This window comes from Arthrobacter sp. BG3 (genome assembly GCF_056680185.1).
Map to the genome: position 1 here is coordinate 91,657 of NZ_CM155270.1, position 14,249 is coordinate 105,905.

10 protein-coding genes and 4 pseudogenes are annotated in these 14,249 nt (G+C 65.0%); 5 read left to right on the top strand and 9 right to left on the bottom strand.

Annotated elements, in window-relative coordinates; genetic code table 11:
- Positions 1–12: 12 nt before the first annotated feature.
- From AC1MFL_RS00450 to AC1MFL_RS00460, 3 genes are all read right to left on the bottom strand, one after another.
- Positions 13–186: a hypothetical protein gene (locus tag AC1MFL_RS00450; protein ID WP_479812549.1), complete on the bottom strand. Its 174-nt coding sequence runs from the start codon at positions 184–186 to the stop codon at positions 13–15.
- 697 nt (positions 187–883) lie between these two features.
- The gene (locus AC1MFL_RS00455; protein ID WP_479812551.1) at positions 884–1,180 is read right to left on the bottom strand and encodes a hypothetical protein; all 297 of its coding nucleotides are present in this window, start codon (positions 1,178–1,180) and stop codon (positions 884–886) included.
- A gap of 406 nt (positions 1,181–1,586) precedes the next feature.
- On the bottom strand, positions 1,587–2,363 hold the full coding sequence (locus AC1MFL_RS00460) for a hypothetical protein (protein ID WP_479812553.1): 777 nt from the start codon (positions 2,361–2,363) through the stop codon (positions 1,587–1,589).
- Between the two features lie 167 nt (positions 2,364–2,530).
- Here AC1MFL_RS00460 and AC1MFL_RS00465 point away from each other — a divergent pair.
- From AC1MFL_RS00465 to AC1MFL_RS00485, 5 genes and pseudogenes are all read left to right on the top strand, one after another.
- Positions 2,531–3,116 (top strand): annotated as a pseudogene (locus AC1MFL_RS00465) (transposase); the annotation flags it as partial.
- Positions 3,117–3,484: 368 nt separating this feature from the next.
- Positions 3,485–4,159 carry a hypothetical protein gene (locus AC1MFL_RS00470; RefSeq protein ID WP_479812555.1) on the top strand — a complete coding sequence of 225 codons (675 nt, stop codon included), beginning with the start codon at positions 3,485–3,487 and terminating at the stop codon, positions 4,157–4,159.
- 9 nt (positions 4,160–4,168) lie between these two features.
- Entirely contained in the window at positions 4,169–4,483 is a 315-nt protein-coding gene (locus AC1MFL_RS00475) for a hypothetical protein (protein ID WP_479812557.1), read from the top strand.
- A 379-nt stretch (positions 4,484–4,862) separates the two neighbouring features.
- A pseudogene (locus AC1MFL_RS00480) lies at positions 4,863–5,219 on the top strand (glycoside hydrolase family 3 protein); the annotation flags it as partial.
- 151 nt (positions 5,220–5,370) lie between these two features.
- Positions 5,371–5,427, top strand: a pseudogene (locus tag AC1MFL_RS00485) (hypothetical protein); the annotation flags it as partial.
- A 127-nt stretch (positions 5,428–5,554) separates the two neighbouring features.
- On the opposite strand, the gene AC1MFL_RS00490 reads toward AC1MFL_RS00485, so the two are convergent.
- The 6 genes and pseudogenes from AC1MFL_RS00490 to araA form a co-directional block, all read right to left on the bottom strand.
- Positions 5,555–7,039, bottom strand: a complete 1,485-nt coding sequence (locus tag AC1MFL_RS00490; protein ID WP_479812559.1) for an MGDG synthase family glycosyltransferase — start codon at positions 7,037–7,039, stop codon at positions 5,555–5,557.
- Positions 7,040–7,275: 236 nt separating this feature from the next.
- Positions 7,276–8,681: pseudogene (locus AC1MFL_RS00495) on the bottom strand (IS3 family transposase).
- Positions 8,682–9,204: 523 nt separating this feature from the next.
- Positions 9,205–9,525, bottom strand: a complete 321-nt coding sequence (locus AC1MFL_RS00500; protein ID WP_479812561.1) for a hypothetical protein — start codon at positions 9,523–9,525, stop codon at positions 9,205–9,207.
- Positions 9,526–10,758: 1,233 nt separating this feature from the next.
- Positions 10,759–11,607, bottom strand: coding sequence for an aldo/keto reductase (locus AC1MFL_RS00505; protein ID WP_479812563.1), 849 nt, complete (start codon positions 11,605–11,607; stop codon positions 10,759–10,761).
- A 207-nt stretch (positions 11,608–11,814) separates the two neighbouring features.
- The gene (locus AC1MFL_RS00510) at positions 11,815–12,711 is read right to left on the bottom strand and encodes an aldose 1-epimerase family protein (RefSeq protein WP_479812565.1); all 897 of its coding nucleotides are present in this window, start codon (positions 12,709–12,711) and stop codon (positions 11,815–11,817) included.
- Complete coding sequence (gene araA, locus AC1MFL_RS00515) at positions 12,708–14,228, bottom strand: L-arabinose isomerase (RefSeq protein WP_479812567.1); 1,521 nt, start codon at positions 14,226–14,228, stop codon at positions 12,708–12,710. The genes AC1MFL_RS00510 and araA overlap by 4 nt, the downstream gene beginning before the upstream one ends.
- Positions 14,229–14,249 lie beyond the last annotated feature (21 nt).

Sequence of the window (14,249 nt, forward strand, 5' to 3'; positions counted from 1 at the left end):
TAAGCGGACTTGCTATGAGCCCTTGGTACCGTTCCAGCCTGACACGTAGGGGATCTGCGACATCAGGTTGAGGCCCTCTTCCTCGCTTATCGGCCCCGTGTTGAATCCCATGTCGAGAGAAACCGTTCCGACAAGGACCCGCAGCCCCATCCCAACGCTGTTCTCGTTGAAGGATTCCTTGGTCACGTAGGCCTTCTCACCGATGTCCGGACCAGGGAGAAGCTGGATGGTGACCTCTGGGGCCCAGTAGCTGAGGAAAGTGTCTGGTCGAACGTGGCGCAGCGAACCATTAGCTCCTGGCTGTATTCAAAGTCGGCTCTGGCGAGAGTCTCCCGGGGAGCGCTTCGCACATCAAAGAGGATCATCCCGACTCCGTGATCGCCAAGGTTGAAGATCTCGGCCAGCGCGAAACCCATGGCTGGATCCAATTGCGCCTCGTGCTGCCACGACCTATGGAATACGTTGCATTCGCTTGGCTCGGTCGGACCCAACACGGACGACTCAGAAGCAGACGCCGGCGGCGAGGGCATCAAGGCGTAGGACTTGCGCGCCTGCGCCGTGTCTTCCACTCTTCCGCCGTGTTGCTCCAGCACTCTCCTGCTGATTGTCATGAGTTCCTGGTCGGTAAAGGTTTTCGGCGGCCTAGCGGTGGTCTCCGCCGAGGGGGTAATACTGCTGGGCGGTGCGGTGGTGGTGCTGGGCGACGGGGTATCGGCGGGCTTACCGGATCCGCATGCCGTCAGGATCAACAGTCCTGCGACCAACACGGCGGCCGCGCATAACCGGCCCGAACAGGGGCGCCTCCGCCCGGACCTCCTGAATTTTCGTTGCATCTGGATCCTCCTCCATTAAGCGCGTCCCAGAGCGCGAAGCACGGACCGGATCAGAAGTCGATCCCCCTGACGAGAGTGATGAGCTTGTCCTTGGTCTGCTCGGCTGAGGGACCGGTCGGGGTGATGAGGATCTGTGCAGTGAAGATGGTCATGTCCTGGCCCCGGGCCACCATGAGGGATATGTACGTGACCGGTACGTCGCTCGGGGGTCGGAGGGATTTCGATCCGCCCGGATCCGACCGCACGATGAGGATCGCCCTGTCTCCGACGCCCTCGATGTTTTGGCCGTCCGGCACCGGCCGGGACAGCAAGGAAGCGCCGCCTTGATGGAATTCGATGGAGAACATGAGCGAGTCCGGCCCGGGCCCTCCACGAAGTGAGCACGCACCACCAACAACGCAGCGGAGCAGACCGCAACGTCCGCCTTCCCTAGCAAAGGGGTGCTCGAATGGCGGGCGGCCGGCAACTGAAAGTGGACCCTATGCCAAGTAGAAGTGATCCAATTGCAGCATATGCAGATTAGGACCCGATGATCCGCAAGGCCCGGCATTTCGTTAATTCGAGGGCCAGCACCTCCATCCCGGCCATCTCATGAAGAAGCTGTGCGAAACCGGCGTTGACGTCGCGGTGGTTCGTCTCAACGATGGCTTCGTCGTTGCGGTGCAGGGAGGTTTCCTTGCAGTTGTGGCTGCCGTTGTCTCGAAGCCGCCCGCTGCGGTACCCGCCGTGCCGTCGAAGGATCGCAGTAGCCCCTTATAGTGTTTGAGCGGCAGTTCCCGTCCCGGCTTGCCGTTCGATCCTGGCCGTGCGGCGCCGTCGTGCGCCGGCCACCCCGGCCGCCGCCACGGCGGCTCCGGCTAGTAGCGCCGCCGCACCTGGCACCGGATGCTGAGGAAGGATCCGCACGGCGACCCCTGCCAGCCCCCAGGTCACGGCAGTGGCATAGGCCAAGGAGCCCGGCCGCAGCCACGCCACCGCGGCGCCGACTCCGCCCGCAGCCAACAGCGCCGCCGCGCTCCAGGCTTCGGCGCCCGGGGCGCTGATACCGGCGGCAAGGAGGGCCTCACCGCCGCCTGCCACCGTCGCTACCGTGATCCAGCCACTGAACAGGCCCAGCGGGGCTCGCACCAGCCATCGGTCGCGCGCCGATGCGACCTCGGTTTTCTGGACGGGTGCCGCCCGGATGTAGCCTGTCACGGCAGCTGCAACGGTCACGGCGATCAAGGACAGCTCCAAGCCCGGGATGTCCTGGGCCCACACCCAGAACCCGGACAGGCCGACCGCGCACGCCGTGGCCCACCCGGTACGGCGCAGCACCGGATCCCGGCGCCGGGCCGGCAGCGCCTGGTAAACGGCGTGGCTGAAGAGACCGGCATAGATGGGTGCCCAGATGCCGAAGGCGTAGTTGGCCGGCACCACCAGACTGGGGCCGGCCGCGGCGTCCCCGTAGTCCCCGGAAACCCCTACGAGGAAGCCTCCGCCCACCGCCACGGCCACGGTGATCTGACGCAGCACATCCCGATCAACCATCACTGACCTACTCTCCTCCGGATCCTTTCCATCATGACTCCCGGCACGGCGACAGGGTAGACCCTGCTTTTCGGATATTCCCTGGGACGATGTCCTACGGCTTCCTGTGCGCAACTTCGCGCGTTTGTCACGAACTGTCCCCGGCGGTAATGCCGGGGCTAGTGATCGTGGTCCTAGTCAACGCCCGCGATGCCAGGAACGTTCCGGGACGCAGAACCGATGTCTCCGACGCGGCCTGGCTGGCCGATCTGGGTGCCCACGAGCTGGTGCGGGCCTCCTTCGTGCCACCGCCCCCGATCCGGGAACTGCGGGACCTGACCCGGGCCAGGACCATCATCACCCGGGAACGGACCCGGGAGATCCAACGCCTGGAGGCAGGCACTGATAAAAGGCCAGGACGATCCGGCGGCCCTGGCAGAGCTGGCCCAGAGAAGGATGCGATCAAAGAACCCCGAGCTTACCGATGCGCTGACCGGCCGGTTCACCAGCCACCACCGCAACAGGGCGGAACTGTATCTCCACCGGATTTACGCCCACACCGCCGACATCGAGGACCTGAGCGCCAGGATTGAGGAGGCGATCGCGCCCTTTCGTCCCGCCCTGGAACTCCTAATCAGCATCCCGGGATTCAGCACCACCATCGCCGAGGTCTTCATCGCCGAAACCGAAGCCGACATGACGGTGTTCCCCAGCGCGGGGCACCTTTCATCCTGGGCCGGCACCTCCCCGGGGTCCAACGAATCCGCCGGACGCCATTGAAGCCATCGCGAATCACACCGCTCCCGGTATCAACACCAACGGCCCGCCCCCACCTGCGACCTCGCCTGCGGTGTCGCCATCTTTGGTGTCGGTTTCAGAAGTGGTCTGCACCATCAGCGCCAGAAGTCCGCTGCACTCAGGTTGATTCTCGTGACGCGAGGCGGGCCTTTGTCCCTAGGTCGGACCGAATGAGGCATGCCTACCCTTGAGAGTAAGGGCTCGCAAGCGATGAGAACGAGCGGGAAGCCCTACCTCCGCACATCTCGGTGCGGCAATACTGGCCCCAGCGGTCTCCGCACTTGTTCCGACCCTAAGATTCTTCGTCTCGCGGTTAGAGTCCCACGACCCTTTTGGAGCCTTCGATGGCAGTTCCGCTTAAGTCCCCCGTTACCGCCAGGCACGCCGTGGCGGTTCTCTGGCTCACCCGAACGGCCGTGGTGTTGTTCATCGCGGCCCTCACCGTTGCATTACTCCCCACCGGGCCTCCTCCCGCCGGCCTTGCGGTCTGGGCAGCCGTCGTTGTCACCGGATTCATTCTCAGTGCCGCCGCTGCGGTCGCCTCCCAGACGCGAACACAGCGGGTAGTCCGCACCGTACTCGGCTACTGGGCCCTCGCATTTCTCGCTATATCGGCCGCGCTGATGGCTGTGGCCTCGATAGGCATATCGGTGGCCATGCAGGCACCCGTCACCCCCGACGTGTTCTTGTCCGCCGGGACCATTGCCCTCGTCGCGGCGGCCGTGCTCGGCATACTCGCGGCGTTCCGTGCCGCCGGAGCGCCGACACACTTCCTGCCCACAACCTCTGCAGGCTGGTGGGCTGCCGGGTTCCTGGCAGCCTTCCTGGCCCTCGGGTTCAGCCCCTGGGCGGTCCTGACGCCGGCGACGGTGATGGCCGGACCTGCCCTGGCGTTGGCGGCAATCGTCAGTTATCGAGACCGGTCTGTGCTTTCGGCGGTCGCCCTGGTCGCCGCCCCGGCGCAACTTGCCTTCTTTGACCTCGCCGTTCTGATCAGCACCTTCACACCACGCCCCTAGGCAGAAAACATGTCCCTCGCAATCACCCCCCGATCGGCCTCCGGGCGCTGGAGCCTGCTCTTCGCTGCCATCACCGTGCTGGCGACCCTCGCCGCCTGGATCACACTCCTGCCCATGACAGGGAATCCGTCCAGCACATGGGTCTGGATCTCCCTCGGCCAGGCATGCATAGCGCCCGCAGCGGCGGCAACGGCACTCGGACTGGTGGGCCTCATCCACTACGGGGAACGCTCGGTAATTACCTGGGCAATCACCCTCGCCACCCTCGCCCTAACAGTGTCGACGGCCGTGTTCATGCTCTCGACGTATACGCAGCTCTCGTAGGCCTGCAAACGGCCACGGCACCAAGGCACACGCAAACGGAGCGGCCGGATACGAAGGCCGGTCGATTCCTTGGCACGGACTGCGGTGGAGCCCTCCGCGCAACTCAAAACCGTCCCCCTTGGGCATAACCCGTTCCTGTCGGTGCCCTGGCGATTGTGCGCAGCCAGTCAGGTGGGTTCGGCCGTCCATTCCCTTGGGATCTAATCCGTGTCTTCCGTGAAGTACTGAAGAGACGGATTTGCTCCTTTTAGCTGCCGGTGTCCCCCAATTAGATTTCCATCGACTGTAGGCCCCTCCGGAATAGTCCGGAGGGATGGGGGCACTCGATTGGCAGCCTGGGGCTGGCGTTAGTTCGTCGAGCCATCGCCGGCATTCGGCGATGAGGCTGTCATTTCTCGTCTTTCCACGCTCCAATCGCGGTGACCCCGTGCCGTGGGCGGGGCCGGCATACCGGCTCATCCGCGCGGCCGTCGCCGCGAACCCTCGGACCGTCGTCGTGCTGATCGGCGGCAGCGCGATCCCCACGGAGGCGTGGCGGGACCGCGTGCCAGCGCTTCTCCTCGCCTGGTACGGCGGGATGGAGGGCGGCCGCGGGCTCGCGAGCGTGCTGACCGGCGGTGCGGAGCCCGGCGGACGGCTGCCGTTTATGCTGCCAACGGACGCCGCGCATCTGCCACCGTGGGGTCAACGCCGGCTCGACGGCCAGGGACACGCGACGGCGTTCCCGTTCCGGTTCGGGTTTGGCTACACGACGATCAAACACCGGCTTCTGGACCACAGGTTCGACCACGCGGGCGGCAGCGCGGACGTGCTCGTAGAACACCGGCGACCGCCAGGGCTCCACCGTCGTTCAGGTCTACGCCGCGGACGTATCAATCCACAGGCCCATGGCTCAGCTCCAGGGCTTCCGGAAGGTTACGCTGCGGGCCGGTGCGGCGACAACAGTGCGGATCACACTGGATGCGGGGCCCACGCTGCAGCGCGATCCGGCCTCACGGCGCTGGTCCCCCGCACGGGCGACTGGGCCCTGCTCGAGGGAGGCGTCTCGGACGGCCGGCCCGCCTGAGGTCGTTAGGGGTCGTCTCCCGCCGGTCCCGTTGGAAGGATGCGAGGGGGTGGCGAGGGCCCCTCGACGCGGATGGGCAGCTCGTCGTCCCCCCGAAGAATGGCGCGGAGCAGCCGCCGCTCCTCCCACCTGAGCGGCATGAGCGCGTGGCCGCGCCGCAGTACCAGACCCCCGTTCGGGGTGGCATACCGCTTCTGCAGATCTCCCAGCTCCTCGGCTCGCAGCAGCGCGACCGTGCTACCCGCAGCCGAGTCGACCACGCGGACCAGCGAGGAGGGTCCCGTCAGATCGGTCGCAACGACGCGCCGCTCGCTCTCGGCGAGGATTGTCTTCTGCGCTGCGCGTGTCACGACCAGGGGACGAGACGGCCCGTCCAGCAGTCCGGTCAGCACGTCCGCCGCAGCGTCAGGGCGGCCTGTTCTGCGCGCCGCCGCCTGCATCCGCTGCAGGCGACCCGGCTCCCGCAGCACCTCGTCGATCTTCCAGCCGATCGTCGCGGGAGTGTTGCAGCGGACCGCCGCCCCCTGCTCCATCAGGTAATCGCCGTTGCGAACCTCCTGCCCCGGGATGGGGTTCACAAGCACCATGGGCAGCCCTACAGCCATGCACTCCGACGCCGACAGCCCGCCCGGCTTGCCCACAAACAGGTCGGCGCGGCGCAGCAGCTGCGGCATCTCCGCCGTGAAGCCGAGCACGCGGTAGCGGTCGCCAGCGGGCGCCACCAGCTGCTCGATACGCTGCCGCAGCGCATTGTTGCGTCCGCACACGACCGTGGCCGTGAAGGACGAGCGCATGTGCAGCGTCTGCCGCACGACCGAGACGACATAGTCGCCGCCAGTCGCGCCCGCCGAGATCAGCAGCATCGGGGGCTCGTTTGCATCGCGCCCAGGCACGACGTTCAGCTGGGTGGCGATCGGGATGCCCGTGGCCGCGACGCGGTCGGGGGGCAAACCCAGCGCCATCAGTTCTACCCGCCCCTCCTCCCTGGCCAGGAAGATCGCGTGGAACGCGCCCGTAAGCCATAGGCCCTGGAAGTCGTAGTCCGTCGTGACGACGGCGGTCCTCGCGTCAATCACGCCGCGAAGGAGCAGTGACGCCAGCAGTTGGGCTGGCAGGAAATGCGTGCACACGATCGCCGTCGGCCGGAATCGCTCGATCGCACCGATCACCGGAAGAGCGTTCACCCGTGTCCAGGGGTCTACTGGGCCCCTGCGCCGGAACGGACGGTCGTTGATGTCGTAGCCCCACTCGACCAGCCAGGGCAAGTCCTCGACCAGGACGAAGTAACCCTTGCCCAGCAGTGTGCGGTAGAGAACGCTGCTCACCTGCAGCACGTCCAGCACCTGCACCTCGTCGATGTCGGCGCGCGCGGCACACGCCTGCTGCACCGCAGCCGCGGCGCTGTTGTGCCCCGCTCCTACCCCTGCTGACAGGATAAGTACGCGCTCCCTCCCAGCGGCGTCGGGGCCTCGTGCCCACGTTCTGCGCATGAAGAGAGTCTAGCGGGCCGTATCTCACCACCGCTTGACCGCAACTTGTACTCGATCAGCATGGGACTGGTTCTCCTATTGACGGCCCTGCAATGCTGAGCCGTTCTCAGGCTTCTGGGAAGCTAACGCTGGGTCAGGATCGTCTTGTCTGCCGTGGCTGTCTTGTCCCTTGCGGGTGCCATCGGCGCCCTGACCACAGTTCTGGAATTTTTCAAGCCGGACGGTACCAACGGGAGTTAGGCGGCTGACTGTTGGTGGGTCTCATTAGGCTGGTTGATCCACGCCGGTCCGGGGAGCGCGAGGATTTTGGGGTCAGTGGCTGTGGTGAAGCGTTCGGGGTGCTTCGCGCGGGCGGCAACGAGGGTTGCCGAGCGTTCTTTGGCCACGGCGGCGGCGTGGCCGTAGTGGACGTTCGCCGGGGTGTGGAAACCTATTCCGGAGTGCTGGTGGTGATGGTTGTACCAATCCACGAAACCGCTGATAAATGCTCCGGCGTCGTGAACTGAGGCGAATCGTTCAGGGAATTCCGGCCCGTATTTCAGGGTCTTGAACAGCGACTCACTGTACGGATTATCGTTGCTCACCCGGGGCCTGGAGTGGGACCGGGTGACCTCCAGATCCGAGAGCAGCGCCGCCACGGTTTTGGATGTCATGGACGTTCCCCGGTCCGCGTGCACGACCTGGGGGATGCCGTGGATGCCAAAGATTTCCTTCATCATGTCCACGGCCAGCATTCCGGATTCGGTGGCGTGGACGTGCGCGCCGACGATGAACCTGGAATGGATGTCGACCATCATGTAGCAGTCGAAATACTTGCCCTTGACCGGGCCCGCGAGCTTTGTAATATCCCAGGTGAACACCTATCCCGGGGCGGTGGCGACCAGTTCAGGAACCGCCCGGGGCGGGTGCTTGGCCAGCCGGCGGCGTTCCTTGACCTGCTTGTTCTCCTCCAGCACCCGGTAAAACGTCGAGAGCGAACCCAAATAGATTCCCTGATCCAGCAGCTTCGTATGGACCTGCATGGGCGCCAGGTCCACGAACTCCGGTGAGTTCAGCGCCGCCAGGATCCCGGCGCGCTCGGCGGCGCTGAGCTTGTTCTGCGGCACCACCGGAACATGGTCCCGCGGCGGGGCCGGTTTCCGGTTCGCGGTCGTCCGGGAAACACCCGTCAAGAATGCTGCCCTCCGGGAGGGGATCTTCAGTTCCAGCATCGACCGGTACGTGGCCATCAGCGTTTCCTGGACCGGGGCCCGTCCGGCATATCCTCTGAGGCGCTCTCTAAGAACGCATGTAGTTTTCCCATCAGTTCCAAGGCTGCCTCGGTCGTCTGCAGCCGGCTCTCGCTCACCTCTAACTGGCGGCGCAAACGCGCGTTCTCGGCCTGGTCCGCGGAAAGCTTCCCGATCAATTCCCCGGCCTTCTTCCCGGCCAGGACCCCGGCGTCCCGCAACCGCCGCCATTCAGACATCTGCGAGGAATACAGACCCTCCCGGCGAAGGAAAGCACCACCCTCACCGTTCTGACACGCGCTCTCGTACGCGGCCAGGAACTCAAGCTTCTGGACCGGGGTAAACGACCGGCGAGGCCGCGGACCACCGGCCCGCGGACCGGAACCACTGCCGTTACTACTGCTGCTACTCACAGCACTATCTTCGCGTACTGCACTCAAAACTGGACTGGACATGATTACTGGATTCCTGGATCTCGCCCCACGCGATTAAACGGACTTGCTCTGAGCCCCTGGTACCGTTCCAGCCTGACACGTAGGGACCCTGCTATCGATGTTGCTCCCCTCATCGGGTTTTACGGCGCGTCCAAAGTAGGGGAAATTGTGGACGCAGACGTGCTGGCGCGAGCGAAGGTGTACCGCGCATCTCTACCCCTGCAGGTAGCGGCGGCCGCAGCACTTGGCGCAGACCGCAAGCTCCAAAGCCACGCACTGTCGAACTTCGCGCGTCGGCTTGAGGCAGGATCACTTCACGATCCAGCAGCTACCTAGACATGCACGATCAGGGATCCCTCACCGATCTGGTAGACCAAAGAGGGGTTTACTCGTCCAGTGGAGGGGAAAGTGACATGGATTGGGTCGCTTGCATGCCGTTACCCACGGATATCATCCTCGAGCGGAATATTGACCATCACATCGTCAAAGTAGCCAGAGTGTCTTACCGGTGATCCCGGATCAAGGGGGAGGTGATTGCGCCCATTTCGCGGGGGTCGACCTCGGGATGGGTAGTTGCCCAAGCACGAAGCGCGTCAACATAGTTGGAAATCGGTCCGCCCGGGTCAGGCACACGGTCCGCTTCAGCCTGCAACGCACGGATAGTGGCCCACAACTCCTGACCTCGATCGGAGCCGACCGCCGCCAAAAATCGCTCCTTCGCTGACAGCACAGCCTCACCGCGCCGGAGCATCGCGTCGTGATGGTACTGATAACAAGCCTCGGAGTAGGCCCTCAACGCTCCACTGAGTTCTTCGTCGACCACGTCCCATAGTTACATGCGCCTCCGGACTCCGTGAAGCGATGGCTGCTCGACCCGTCGGTGTCGCAGAGTCCCGAGCAGGTTAACGCTCCAAGATGATCCTGCAAAACTTATCCAATCTGCAGACGCCGCGGCGTCCCCGGCAGGTCCGTCCCGTAAGCCGGTCCCCCACCGGCGCAAGCGCCACCCAAAATTTCCAGACTATGATCGCCGTGTTTCCCGGGTTGGCCGATTCCCGTATGAACGTCCCGGGGCTAAAACGGTACATTCAACACCACGACACCGGACTTGACCCGGACTCCTGATCTGATGCGCCCGAGTATCCACGAACGACCGCTGCGATCGCACAGGTGATCGGTAGAGGTCCGGTCTGGGTCGTCGCCGCGCTGCTCGCCCAGCATGCGTTGACGCCGGCGGAGGCAGAGATCGTTCGGATCTGATTGAGGGCAACGTAGCCAGCTCCCACCGCCAAAACTGCGAGGACAGCGACGCCGGATACCAGAAGCCGGCTGCGGCGGCGGGTTAACTGGTGGGAAGGCAGAGGCAGCAAGGCCCACCAGTTCCTCCAACCAGCCCTGGAAGCCAGCCCGCCAACCGACTGGCCAAGCTCACCGACCTCATGATCAGCTCCGGATCAGTTGCCAGGTCATGCCGTTCCCCCCGCGTTCCTGGATGAACGGGTATCAGAGCGAAAATTCCAGACAGACCGCAACACTGGGTCGATCAACAGAATAATCATCACGTCATGTTGTAAGCGGTCCTAGCCACCATGATGTGTTGAACGCGAAAACCCAACGGAAGGACGAAGGAGGATGAACTCCCAGCAGAGACCCCGCGGGGCGGTACCCGGCCCGCCGTAGCCAGCCGCTCCCCCACACAACCAAATAGGCCGTTTCCGGGGCCCCACACACCCCGGAACATCAGATCAGAGGCGGGAGTGTGCACAATGTGCACACGAAAAAACACCAAAAAGCCGCTGAACTGCGGAAACACTGTGCCCGAGGTGGGACTCGAACCGGGTTCCAGCCCTTGATTTTCCGCCACTCCCCCGAAAACCTCCGCAATCCGGCCCAGTCCGGCACCAGTACGACCCGATCCGAGGCCCAGGGTGTGCACATTGTGCACACCCTCATTTCTACCCATTTTGTTGCCGGGTCCAGAAATCGGCGGTGAAGGCCGGAGACGGTTCCGTCCGAGACCGAATGGGACCGTTCCAGCGCTGTGGCGGCAAACGTGCTAGAGCTGGCTGTGCGCGGCAACGGCGGGATCAGCGCCGGCGCGGGCCCCGGACTCCAGGGCTGTTATCTCCGCTATCTCGGCCGGGGTGAGCGTGTGCGCCGCGGCGTTCAGGTTTTCCCGCATGCGCGCGCTATCGGAAGACTTCGGGATGACGATCGTGCCTTGGGCGAGATGCCAGGCCAGCACGATCTGGGCGGGAGTAGCACTTTGCCGGGCTGCCAGTGATTGCACGGTGGCTGCGCCTAGGTCGCCGCCCTGCCCCAAAGGACTGTAGGCCTCAACGGCGATGCCCAACGACCGGCTCTTGGCCGCCAGATCCCGCTGCTGGAAGCTCGGGTGGATTTCGATCTGGTTGACCGCCGGGACGACATCCGAGGCTTGGAGAAGCGTGTCCAGGTGGGTATCGAGGAAGTTCGACACCCCGATTGCGCGGATCTCGCTGCCGGCATAGAGCTTTTCCATAGACTTCCAGGCCTCCGTGAACAGTCCTTGGGACGGTACAGGCCAGTGGATCAGATATAGGTCCACATAGTCGAGACCGAGGGCCGTGCGGCTGTTCTGGAACGCATCATGGGCTGTGCCCTGCTCGCCGTTGCGTAGCTTGGTGGTGATGAAAATGTCCTTGCGCGGGATACCGGACGCGGCGATGGCGGCCCCGACACCGGCCTCGTTACGGTACGCGGCAGCGGTGTCAATGTGCCGGTAACCAGCTTCCAGGGCATCCTCCACAATGCGCTGAGTCTCTTCCGGCGGGACCTGAAAAACACCGAAGCCGAGCTGGGGGATCTTCACGCCATTGTTGAGGGTCAAGGTAGGGATATCGGCTGCAATAATCTCGGGCATCATAAATTCTTCCTCGTGGGTGGGGTTTACTGTTTGGGACAACATACGAAGCGGATCTTGGGCGGGTTTCTTGTCAGGCTGCTCCGGAGTGATTTCAAAAGGTGGTGCGGCTCACTGTGGCTCCGGCGATCCACGGCGGGTCTGGCTTTGTTGCCAAGGCCTGCCTCGGAGACACTTACCGTGACCTAGTCGCGCGCCAAGTCCTCGCCCTCACACGGCGAAGATGCGCCAGAAAGCTTCGTGGGTGGCGCCGGGTTCGAGCTGCACCAGGTTCTGGCCGCTGTTGAACGCGTTCGGGGGGCAGGTCATGGGTTCGACGGCGAGTCCGAGCCGGTTGGGCATGGGCGGATGCTTGTCGGCGGTGTGTATTTGGAGCCACGGGCTGCGCCGGTCCCAGGCCATGCCAACGCCGGTTCCGCCGGGGTCCCGGACGGCGACGCGCGCCTGCCCGCCGCCGTCGAACACGATGTCGGTGAAGGCATGGTCGATCGCGGTGCAACCGATGACGCCGGCGGTGCGGAAGTCGTATTCGTGTCCTGCGACGGGCCGGGTGGCAAGTGGCAGCAGCCGGTCCGGTGTCACCTCAAGGAACGTCGCGGCGGGGACTTCCAGGGTCCATGAGTCCAGCGGTGCGGGACCTGCCAGCAGGTAGGGGTGGGGGCACACACCGTAGGGTGCCCGCTGGTCCCCCGTATTGGCCGCCGTGACTGTCGTGTGCAGGCCGTCGCCGTCCAGCCGGTAGCGGGCGGTGATCGATAACGCGAAGGGGTAGCCCGGCGCCGGCAAGATGGCGCACGAGAGTTCCACGGCGGAATCCGTACGGGACTCCAGCCTCCAGTCCAGCTCCGGGGTGAAGCCGTGCAAGGCGCATTGCCGGCCGGGTTCGTTGACCGGTACCTGGTAGTCCTCGCCCTCAAAGGTGTACTTGCCGTCGGGAATCCGGTTCGGCCAGGGCGCTACGAGAACGCCACGGAAGTCCGGGTTGGGTCCTCCGGCCGGGAACGGGACGATCAGGTCCCGTCCCCGGTGCCGGAGCTGTCGGACGGCGGCGCCCCGGGCGATGATGACGGCACTGTAGTCCCCCGCCCGGATCCCGTACTCGGTCACAGCCCGCCGGCCAGCTTGTAGTAGGCGGCATTCCAGGCCAGTTCCTTCTTGAAGCCCTTGAGGGTGGTGCCGTCGTCGATGGTCAGCAGTTCCGTGCGGGCGATCTCGGCGAAGTCCTCGAAGACGTCCATCCCGACGGCGGTGGTCAGGACGGTGTGGTGGGCGGCCCCGGCGGTCAGCCAGGCGGCCGCGGAGGTGGTGAAGTCCGGCTTGGGCGACCAGAGCGCGCGGGCTACCGGTAGGTTGGGCAGCGGTTCGTCCAGGTCCACGACGTCGACGGCGTTCGCCACGAGGCGGAAGCGGTCGCGCATGTCGGACAGGGCCACCACGACGCCAGGTCCGGCGTCGGTGTCGAAAACCATGCGTACGGGGTCTTCCCTGCCGCCGATGCCCAGCGGGTGGATTTCCACCCGGGGCTTTTCGGCGGTCAGGGAGGGGCAGACCTCGAGCATATGGGCGCCCAGGATTTTCTCCTGGCCCGGGACGAGGTGGTACGTGTAGTCCTCCATAAGGGACGCGCCGCCGGGGAGCCCGGCACCCATGACCTTCGCCGCCCGGACCAGGATGGCGGTCTTCCAGTCGCCCTCGGCGCCGAAGCCGTATCCGTCGGCCATGAGCCGCTGCACGGCCATGCCCGGCAGCTGGCGGAGGGTGCCGAGGTCTTCGAAGGAGGTCGTGAACGCGGCGGACCCATTGGCTTCTAGGAAGGACCGCAGGCCCAGTTCGATCCGGGCGCTGTAGCGCAGCGATTCGTGGCGCGCGCCGCCGGCCTGCAGTTCGGGGGCTACGTCGTAGAGCCGCTCGTACTCGGCGACGAGGGTGTCGACGTCGGCCTCCGGGGCGCCGTGGACGGCGTCGGCGAGTTCGTTGACGGACCAGGTGTTCACCGAGACGCCGAAGCGCAGCTCGGCCTCCGTCTTGTCCCCCTCGGTGACGGCGACGTTGCGCATGTTGTCGCCGAAGCGGGTCAGCTTCAGGGTCCGGACGGCCGCCCAGCCCGCGGAGGCGCGCTGCCACGATCCGACCTGGCGGGAGACCTCGGGGTTGGACACGTGGCCGACGACCGTCTTGCGCGGAATACCCAGCCGGGTCTGGATGTAGCCGAACTCGCGGTCGCCGTGCGCGGCCTGGTTCAGGTTCATGAAGTCGAAGTCGATGTCCGCCCATGGCAGCTCGACGTTCGCCTGGGTGTGCAGGTGCAACAGCGGTTTCCGCAGCAGGTCCAGGCCCTGGATCCACATCTTGGCCGGGGAAAAGGTGTGCATCCAGGCAGTCACGCCGATCACGGCGTCGTCGGAGTTCGCTTCCAGGGCGGTGCGGCGGATGGCGTCCGAGTCCGTGAGCACGGGCTTCCAGACGATTTTCACGGGGACGTCAGCAGAACCGTTCAGCGCGTCGGCGATCTCCCGCGACTGCGCGGCGACCTGCTTGAGGACATCCTCGCCGTAGAGGTGCTGGCTGCCGGTGAGAAACCAGACCTCGTAGTGCTCAAGGGACGTGTTGTTGGCATTGCTCATGTTTTCTCCTGCGGAAGGTTG

Coding starts and splice junctions, on each gene's coding strand:
- AC1MFL_RS00455 (WP_479812551.1), bottom strand. CDS start 1,180: ATGTTCTCCATCGAATTCCATCAAGGCGGCGCTTCCTTGCTGTCCCGG.
- AC1MFL_RS00460 (WP_479812553.1), bottom strand. CDS start 2,363: ATGGTTGATCGGGATGTGCTGCGTCAGATCACCGTGGCCGTGGCGGTG.
- AC1MFL_RS00470 (WP_479812555.1), top strand. CDS start 3,485: ATGGCAGTTCCGCTTAAGTCCCCCGTTACCGCCAGGCACGCCGTGGCG.
- AC1MFL_RS00475 (WP_479812557.1), top strand. CDS start 4,169: ATGTCCCTCGCAATCACCCCCCGATCGGCCTCCGGGCGCTGGAGCCTG.
- AC1MFL_RS00490 (WP_479812559.1), bottom strand. CDS start 7,039: ATGCGCAGAACGTGGGCACGAGGCCCCGACGCCGCTGGGAGGGAGCGC.
- AC1MFL_RS00505 (WP_479812563.1), bottom strand. CDS start 11,607: ATGATGCCCGAGATTATTGCAGCCGATATCCCTACCTTGACCCTCAAC.
- araA (WP_479812567.1), bottom strand. CDS start 14,228: ATGAGCAATGCCAACAACACGTCCCTTGAGCACTACGAGGTCTGGTTT.